The organism is Micromonospora sp. NPDC023633 (genome assembly GCF_040640035.1).
Taxonomy (GTDB): domain Bacteria; phylum Actinomycetota; class Actinomycetes; order Mycobacteriales; family Micromonosporaceae; genus Micromonospora.
Genome location: NZ_JBFABB010000011.1, coordinates 92,120 through 100,855, shown reverse-complemented (window position 1 = coordinate 100,855; position 8,736 = coordinate 92,120). Strand labels below are relative to the sequence as shown.

The window sequence follows — 8,736 nt, the reverse complement described above, 5'->3', positions numbered from 1 at the left end:
CCGTCACCACGACGACCACCCAACGCCGACGCGGGCTCCACTTGGTCACTGGCCACCTCCAGCTCGGCGATTGCCAGCGAGGCTAGCGCGTCGATGGGCACTCCCTGCCACCCCATGTGAACCCGCAGGTCGCTAGACTAGGCCCTCGCGCCCTCGTAGCTCAGGGGATAGAGCATCGGTTTCCTAACCCGACGCTCCGCCGGTGTCCGCGGGCCGATGACCTGCGGTTTTCTGTTCTCTGCCTGTGCATGCCGATTGCTTCGCGGGCTCGCTGCGATCGCTTGCCGAAGATCAGCTGGAACGTTGTGGGTCCTGCGGGTGCAGGCTTATCGCTGCCGCGAGTCGCGAGCCGGGTCATCCTCGGCGGGTTCCTCCTCGTCGAGCAGTTCACGGCGCCATTCGGCGAATCGGCTACGGAGATCGTCCAGCGCTCGGTCGGCGACCCCGTACTGGGCGAAGTCGTCCGGGTCGAGCAGGGTGGCTTGTCCGAGGGCGTCGGCGAAGACGCGTCGGTCGAAACCACGGTCAGCGCGCTACGCGAGGGTGAGGAGAGCTTCGTGGGTGTAACGGCCGGATCGGAGCGTGGCATCGATGTCGATGAAGTCACGAGCGAATGCTCGCCCGTAGAGGGCGCTCATCTTGTTCGCGACCGCGTCGTCCGGGTGGAGTACCGGCCCGATCGCCATGAGGATCGGTTCGTTGGCACGCCAGTCCACGCCGAGTTCAACCTTGGAAACCCGCACACCGTCGGTGACAGGCAGCCGGGCGAACGTGTCGTACTGCCGCTCGGTCTCGACGGTCAGGCCGTCGTCCCGGTAGGCGTGCACGACGGCGGCGACCGCGGCGGTGAACTCGTCGCGGCGGTCCCAGGCGGTGAACAGGTCGACGTCCTCGCTGGGCCGCTCCAGAAGCCCGGCGGCCTGAACCGCGTAACCGCCGGCCAGAGCGAAGCCGTATCGATCGGCCGCCCCGAGCCCGGTACGGGCGAGGCGTTCGTGGAACGGATCCACCGCTACGCCGCGTTGCTGCGGGTCGCGGCGAGTTCGGGGAAGGTCTCTTCCCAGTGCTGGCGGAGCTGGGGTGGCAGCCAGAGGGTGGGCCAGAGCCGCCGGAGGAGGTCGGCATCGAGCCAGGTGTTCAGATCCTCGACCGTACTGGCTTCGGTGAGCACCACCTTGTACATGCTGGCCAGGCGTGCGGTCCGGTTCAGGTCGTACTCGGCGTGCCCGGACCAGTCGAGATGACGCGGAAGCGTAACCCTGCCTTCGGTCGGGCCGTGCAGTGCGGCAAGGGTTTCGGCCACTACGTAGGGCTTCCGGTCACCGTAGGGCCGGTAGTCCGCCGGCGGCTGGGGTGATGTCCTGCGTCGGCTGGTGTTGGTCGCCCGCCGGACTTCCGGTCGTAAGGCTTGCCGGATCGTCTCCCGGCTGTATCCGGTGACCCGCTGCAGATCCACCGGCCGCCAGCCGGCCGCGTGAAACGCCCGCAGCTGCTCGTCCCGCTCGGTCAACGCCTCCGCGCGTGTCGCCTCGTACCTGGAGACAACCGCATGCAGCTCGTCCTCAGAGAACCGGCCCATACCCGTCAGCCTACAACGCTAGGCCCAGCACGCTTGGCTTTCGGTCATATCCGGGTAACCGGCGGGACCAGCCATAGTGATCGCGATCGGATGCACTCATGTTCTGGTGAAGCCGAGGGCCCGGTATCCGGGCATGCGGCGTGGGAGTGAGGCGGCGAGGATGGGTGTGGCCGGGTCGTGGTAGTCGTGGACCTCGGCGAGGTCCTTGCCGGGCGCGGCGCGGATGACGCGGCCGGCGCATTGGACGAGTAGGCCGTCGTAGGAGATCGGGCCGGCGAGAAAGAGGGTGTCGAGGGCGGGGGCGTCGAAGCCTTCACCGATGAACGGTGTGGTGCCGATGACGAGCAGGCCGTCGCCGGCCTTGGCGCCGTCGAGCCGGTCAATGGTGGCCCGTCGTTCGCTGGTGCTCATCGCGCCTTGGAGTACGAGCGCCTGATGTCCGCGTGCGGCGAGCAGAGCGGTGAGTGCCTCGACCTGGGCGACCTGTCGGGTCAGGACGAGACAGTTGCGGCCGCGTGTCAGGGCGACGGCGACATCATCGGCGATCCGGGTGTTGCGGGGCTTGTCGATGGCCAGTCGCCGGTGCACCTCGGCGAGTGCGCCGGGCGCGTCAAGGTCGACGTCGCCGGGCTGAAATGCGGTCTCGTGGATGAGCAGCGCTCGACGGGGTCCGGCGTCGGCGTGCATCGCTGCCGCGAGGGTGCCTTGTTCCTCGTCGGTCAGGGTGTGGCGGACGGGTCCGAGTTGCCAGGTGACGAGTTGGCCGAGGCCGTCGCGTCGGGTGGGGGTGGCGGTGAGGCCGAGCCAGAACTGCGCGGCGATCCGTTTGACCGAGTGCTCGTACGCTGCGGCGCCGAGGTGGTGGCATTCGTCGACGATGACGTGCCCGTACCCCTGGGTCAGGGTGGCGACGTCGTCGCGCCGGGCGAGGGAGGGCAGCAGCGCGATGTCCACCCTGCCGGTGAGCTTGCGTCGGCCGCCGCCGAGTTGCCCGGGCTTGATCCCGAGGAACTGCTCGATGCGGATGCGCCACTGGTCGGCGAGGGCTTTGCGGTCGACGAGGACGAGGGCGGAGGTGTTGCGTTCGGCGATCACGGCGCAGGCCATGACGGTCTTGCCGGAGCCCGGTGGAGCGACCAGAATCCCGTCGTCGTGGGCGAGAAGCGCGCCGACCGCGTTGGCCTGCTTACCGGTGAGTTCGGCGGTGAACGCGGTGTCGATCTCGGTCCCGGAGTTTCGTGCGTCCGTGAGGGCCAGCCGCGACCCGGCGTGCTCGACGATGGTGGCGATGGTGTGTCGTAGGCCGCGCGGGAGGATCAGGCGGTCATCGAGGGTGAGGTCGTAGCCCTGGATGAAGCGTGGGGTGTCCCAGGTGGACTTGCGTAGTCGTTGCAGTTCGTAGAACTTGGGGTTGACCATGGCGGCGGCATGCTTGAACGTCGCCAGTGCGGCGGAGGTGAGCTGCCTGGCGTCGATGCTCAGCCCAGCGCCGGCCTCCGCGTGGAGCACCGGAGGCAGCGGAGGGTGAACCTGGGTCGCGGCGGACCGGCTCATCGTGGCGACATCGGCACCGGTCACGGCTTGCTTGGCCTGCCGGGCGACGTGTTCGGCGTCGCCGGGGCTGAGCCGGTCCAGCGTCGACAGGAACGCCCACTGGTCGGCGTACGGCTCGAGCGTGCCGAGGTCGAGGAAGGTGGTCAGTCCGTCCTTGCGGCGGCGGCCCTGTAGCGGTGCGGCGATGAGGTTGCCAAAGCCGCCGTCAGGCAGCACGTCCTGGTTGGGAAACAGCCGGTCGTACGACCGCAGATCCATCGCCCCGCGCAGCACCATCGCCTCGCGCAGAAGAACGGTGCCGACGGCCCGCGCGGTGGCCGCGGGAACAGCGCCGGTGAAGAAGACCCACACATGGGCACCGCGGCCCGACTGGGATATCTCCAACGCGGCCGGCACCGCGCTGGCCCGTGCCGCCTTCACGTACGCGAGGGCGTCGAGCATCGCCGTCGACCCGTCGAAGTCGGCCACGACGAAGTGGCAGGTGTTGCCAGCCATCAGCGGGTACAGGCCCATGAACACGTCGCCGACCAGATGCGCCGCGACGACCTCCGGCGTGCGGGCCAGGTAGGTGGCACCGCGCCGGTCCATACCCTTACGCCAACCGCCGACGACCGCGGGCATCCACCCGGCAGCGCCGTTACGGGCGTTCTCCCACCGCACGGCGTACACGTCGGCCCGGGCCCGGAACCGGTCAGCGAACAGCGCCAGCTTGTCCCGGGTCGGCGAAGCCATGGTGACCAGCCCTGGCGGCTCAACCGGCGCGGACAACTGCTCCGGCGCCGCAGTCGTGTCCTGGCCGCGCAGCTCCAGCAGACGTCCCAGTCGGGCGTTCTCCGCCCGTAACCGCTCCACCTCCCGCCGAAGATCGACGAGCTCGGCCACCGAACCCATGCCGACCATCCTCGCGCATCGGGCTCCGCACACCCTGACACCGGTCCGATATCCTCCGCCGATGGCATCGAAGGGCAACGCCGCGCTAGAGGCGATGATCGAGGAAGCCACCGTCGATGCGTACGGTGACGACGAACAGCTCACCGGCCTGTTCACCATGATCGAGGAACATCTGGCGGTGCCGTTCACCACCACCGTCCTCGGCGTCGAGGTCACCGTGCGCAAGATCGACCTGACCGCGGACACCATCGTCGCGGTCTGCACCCGAGGTCGCCACCGGCAGAGGATCGACCTCCTTGACCTGTCGCTACCCACCCCCGCGCCAGGCGGCACCGCGTGGATCGACGCCTACCGGCACTGGGCCGGGAGGTAGGCCCCCGTGAGTGAGTACCAGTACTACGAATTCGCCGCCGTCGACCGACCCCTCACCTCCCGAGACCAGGCCGAGTTGCGGTCGCTGTCGACCCGGGCCGACATCACCGCCACCAGCTTCGTGAACACCTACGAGTGGGGTAACTTCAAGGGCGACCCGCGCACGCTGATGGAACGGTACTTCGACGCGCACCTGTACCTGGCCAACTGGGGCACCCGCCAGCTCATGCTGCGGCTACCGAAACACGTGCTGGACCCCGCCACCGTGGCCCAGTACTGCCGGGGTGACAGGGCGTCCGCGTGGACCGCCGGCATGCACGTCATCATCGACCTCCACGACGAGGACGAGGACGGCACCGACGAGTGGGACCTTGACGGCCACGGTCTGCTCGCCTCGATCATCCCGGTCCGGGCCGGCCTCGCCGCCGGCGACCTGCGCCTGCTCTACCTGGCCTGGCTGCGCTGCGTACAGTCCGAGGAGATCGCCGACGACGAGCCCGAGCCGCCCGTCCCCGCCGGACTAGGGACCCTCGACGCGCCCCTCACCGCCGTCGCCGAATTCCTGCGCATCGACCCCGACCTAATCGCGGCCGCGGCGGCCGGGTCGGCGCCGCCCGCCTCCGGTGAACCGACCGCCGCGCAAATACGCACCTGGGTCGTCGGACTGCCCGCCAGGGACAAGGACGCCGTCCTGACCGACCTGATCACCGGCGGTGAGAGCCACCTACGCAGCCGACTGCTGCGCCGCTACCACGACGCGCATCCCACCGACGCGTCCACCCCGACGGCCGCCCGTACCGCTGGGCAACTGCTCGCCACCGCCGCGGACCTGCGCGCCGAACGGGAGCGACGGGACGCCGAGCAGCGCGAACGCGACCGGGCTCGCAGGGAACGGTCCGCAGCAGCCGCCCGGCAACGACACCTCGACACCCTCGCGAGCGACCAACCCGCCGCATGGCAGCGGGTGGACACCTCGATTGCCACAAAGAAGCCCCGCGAGTACGACGCCGCTGTTCAACTCCTCATCGACCTGCGCGACCTCGCCGAACGCGACGGAGACAGCACATCGTTCCGAAACCGGCTGGCCGAGCTACGGGCGGTGCACGCCCGCAAGCCCAGCCTGCTCGAACGCCTCAACCTCGCAGGCCTCGATACCTGAACAGACCGGAGCGACCGCCGCCCACACCCACACATGTCCCTGCTTTTTGGCGACGCGACCACGACCACATCATCAAGCTGGTGCGGCTGATCCTGGCCCAGACTCGGTCGTGCGGTGCTTGCCCGGCGACCGACGAGCTCACCGCAGTCGACCGCTGGCCCGATACCGCCGTCATGCCGTGGTTCTCTCTCCCGTGCGGCTTTGTCGGGGTGACGCATAGTTCGCCACCCGGTGACCATCGCCAGAGTGTGGGGAAGATCGTGAGGCCGCAGGGGCGTACCGGCGTGACGCCCCGGACAGCCGACGCCAACGGCAGCAGACTCCAGGAGTCCGTCCGGACCCGCAACCAGACATCGAACCGTGTCGTTTGCTGGGGTGGACCCGGAGGGTCGGGTGACTGTCTGGGTGTGTGCTGATGTCATGGCCAGCTTGGAGTAGGACGCCCGGCCCTCGCTGATGACCGCTGTATCAGCACTGGATGGAGACTTGCGACCGATCGCCCTTTCCGAAGTTGTGGCTACTGAACCGCGGCGGGTCCACGCCCCTGACCAGACAACCGACAAGGGTGATGCCCGGTGGGCAGCCTGTGGGCCGGCGTGGACGTCGGCAAGACCCATCACCACGTGTGCGTCATCGAGGACGACGGCACCGTGGTGATGTCCGAGAAGATCCCCAACGACCAGCAGGCCGACTCCGGCATAGCCGGGCGGCTCGGCAAACGCCGCAAGCCGATCCGCTGGGCCGTCGACCTACGCGGTGGACCCGCGTCACTGCTGTTGGCGGTCCTGTTCGAGCGGGGTGCGGACGTGCGCTATGTCAGCGGCACGGTCACCTCGCGGATGGCGGAGGCGTTCCACGGCGAGCGCAAGACCGACGCCCACGACGCCTACGTCATCGCCCAGACCCTGCGCATGCGCGGCGACCTACCGACCCTCACCCTCGCGGACGGGGTGCAGCAGCAGTTGAAACTGCTCGTCTCCCGCCGCCTCGACCTGGTCGCCGACCGGGTACGCATCACCGCCCGCATCCAGGAACTACTGACCATGATCAGCCCGCCCTGGAGAAGGCGCTGAATCTGCGCAGCAGAGGTGGTGCTGTGCGAACTCGCGTAGAGACTCCCACACGGTCGGGCCGAAGGGCGCCTCGTCAGCGCGGAAGTACCGGCCGCTGGTGCCGCTCTTTCGGGACCTCATCGGCCGGCCGGACACTCCGCTGTCCCCGGCGGTGAAGCGGCACATCTTCGGCCAGCTCGACCTCGCCGAGGAACGGTTCAGCGCCCTCCTGGACCAGCCGGCCCTCCCAGCTGAGCAGACCAGGCCGTCACCCGACCGGGTTCTGCGACAAGTTCTCGGATCTTCGGGACGCATGCCGGCCCTACGGTTGGTTTGCACCAGATGCGAACCAAGAGACTTCCTAGTCGATTTGCCTGGTATGAGCCGATTGAGAGGATTTGACCATGCGTGACCTTTCCCGTCGCGATCTGCTCCGGGCGACAGCGGTTGGCGCCGGGGCGGTCGCCCTGCCGGGCGTGCTGGTCGGCGGCAGTTCGGCGGTCGCGGCGGACGGCATCGGCTCGTCCGACGCGATGTACCCGCCCGCGACCTTGACCGGACGCATCGTCCGCCCGCAGAGCCCCGACTACGCGCAGGCGAGCATCGGCTGGGACGAGTTGTTCGTGCGTTATCCGCTGGTCATCGTCTTCGCCCAGGAAACCCAGGACGTGGTCAACGCCCTCACCTGGGCACGGCAGCACGACGTCGCGCTGCGGGTGCGCAGCGGCCGGCACAGCCTGGAAGGCTGGTCGAACGTCGACAACGGCATCGTGATCGACGTCAGCGAGCTGAAGGACGTCCACATCGACACCGCCGCCCGCACGGCAAAGGTCGGCGCGGGGCTCAACCAGTTGGAGGCGGTGACCGCGCTCGGGGAGCACGACCTCGCGGCGACGACCGGAACGGAGGGAAGCGTCGGCCTGTCCGGGGCTACCCTCGGCGGGGGCTTCGGGTTCCTCACCCGCTACCTCGGCATGGCCTGCGATAACCTGATCGGGGCGGAGATCGTTGTCGCGGCGGGCGCCAACGGCGCGAAGGTGCTCGAGGTGAACCCGTGGAACCACCCGGACCTGCTCTGGGCGCTGCGCGGAGCGGGGAACGGCAACTTCGGGATCGTCACCTCACTGACCTATCAGGTGGCTCCGCTGACGAGCGTCGCCTACCTGCAGGTGACCTGGCCCGGCCTCGACGACCTGCACGAGGTCTTCGACACCTGGCAGCGCGTCGCACCCTTCGCCGACCCACGCCTCGGCAGCCAGGTCGAGGTCCACCCGAACGAGATCCTGCTGTTCGCAGTGCTCGCGGAGGGGTCAGAGGCGGAGGCCCGGAGGCTGCTGGCGCCGATCCTGTCGATCGGCAACCCCACGGTCACGGTGCAGATCGGCGGCTGGGGCGACGTCTACGCCGACTTCCAGATCCCGACCGAGGACGAGCCCGCGAACTGGAAATTCTTCTCCCAGTTCACCCGCGAGCCATTCCCGGAGAAGGCGATCAGCGTGGTCCGTGAGTTCATGGAGAAGTCCCCGTCACCGGACAGCAACTTCTTCACCCAGGCGTTCGGCAGGGGTGCCCAACGACAGGAGCCCTTCGGCGGCGCGGCGTTCCCGCACCGCGACGCGCTCTTCTACTCCGAGCCCGGTGTGGGCTGGGGCACCCGCGGCGAGCCCAACAGCGACCAAGCCATCACCCCGATCGCCCAGACCTGGATCGCCGAGTTCAGCCAGGCGCTGCGGCCCTACGTGGACGGCGCCTACGTCAACGTGCCGAACATCGGCATGGCCGAGTGGGAGACCGCCTACTGGGGGCGCAACTTCCCCCGGCTGCGCAAGATCAAGGCGAAGTACGACCCGCACAACGTCTTCCAGTACGAGCAGAGCATCCCGCCCGCGACGCACTGACCTGGGCGACCGGCGGTGCGGGTGGCACCACCCGCACCGCCGAGTCACTTGAGCCCGCGTCCTGGTTCCAGGAGAACCAGGACGCGGACTTCTGGCGCGCAGATGGTTCCAGCGGAACCGCTCTGCCGTACAACCCACTCCACCCTGCCCACCAAGATCACCCGGAGTCACATGGAGGCTCTAAACCGGAGACGCTGATGCGCGGCATGGCGGTGGCGACGTCGGCATCGC

6 protein-coding genes and 2 pseudogenes are annotated in these 8,736 nt (G+C 68.7%); 5 read left to right on the top strand and 3 right to left on the bottom strand.

What is annotated here, in order from left to right:
* Nucleotides 1–326: 326 nt before the first annotated feature.
* The 3 genes and pseudogenes from AB0G13_RS05465 to AB0G13_RS05455 form a co-directional block, all read right to left on the bottom strand.
* Nucleotides 327–1,010: pseudogene (locus tag AB0G13_RS05465) on the bottom strand (nucleotidyl transferase AbiEii/AbiGii toxin family protein).
* Nucleotides 1,011–1,012: 2 nt separating this feature from the next.
* Nucleotides 1,013–1,579, bottom strand: a complete 567-nt coding sequence (locus AB0G13_RS05460) for a hypothetical protein (RefSeq protein WP_357869258.1) — start codon at nt 1,577–1,579, stop codon at nt 1,013–1,015.
* A gap of 96 nt (nt 1,580–1,675) precedes the next feature.
* Nucleotides 1,676–4,024: a DEAD/DEAH box helicase family protein gene (locus tag AB0G13_RS05455; protein ID WP_357869256.1), complete on the bottom strand. Its 2,349-nt coding sequence runs from the start codon at nt 4,022–4,024 to the stop codon at nt 1,676–1,678.
* Between the two features lie 61 nt (nt 4,025–4,085).
* Between AB0G13_RS05455 and AB0G13_RS05450 the strand changes: the two genes are divergently transcribed.
* From AB0G13_RS05450 to AB0G13_RS05430, 5 genes and pseudogenes are all read left to right on the top strand, one after another.
* Nucleotides 4,086–4,397 carry a hypothetical protein gene (locus AB0G13_RS05450; RefSeq protein WP_357869253.1) on the top strand — a complete coding sequence of 104 codons (312 nt, stop codon included), beginning with the start codon at nt 4,086–4,088 and terminating at the stop codon, nt 4,395–4,397.
* Nucleotides 4,398–4,403: 6 nt separating this feature from the next.
* Nucleotides 4,404–5,555 carry a hypothetical protein gene (locus AB0G13_RS05445; RefSeq protein WP_357869250.1) on the top strand — a complete coding sequence of 384 codons (1,152 nt, stop codon included), beginning with the start codon at nt 4,404–4,406 and terminating at the stop codon, nt 5,553–5,555.
* A 575-nt stretch (nt 5,556–6,130) separates the two neighbouring features.
* Nucleotides 6,131–6,628, top strand: coding sequence for an IS110 family transposase (locus AB0G13_RS05440; RefSeq protein ID WP_357869247.1), 498 nt, complete (start codon nt 6,131–6,133; stop codon nt 6,626–6,628).
* 46 nt (nt 6,629–6,674) lie between these two features.
* Nucleotides 6,675–6,848: pseudogene (locus AB0G13_RS05435) on the top strand (phosphohydrolase); the annotation flags it as partial.
* Between the two features lie 163 nt (nt 6,849–7,011).
* On the top strand, nt 7,012–8,505 hold the full coding sequence (locus AB0G13_RS05430; protein WP_357869245.1) for an FAD-binding oxidoreductase: 1,494 nt from the start codon (nt 7,012–7,014) through the stop codon (nt 8,503–8,505).
* The last annotated feature ends 231 nt before the right edge of the window (nt 8,506–8,736 follow it).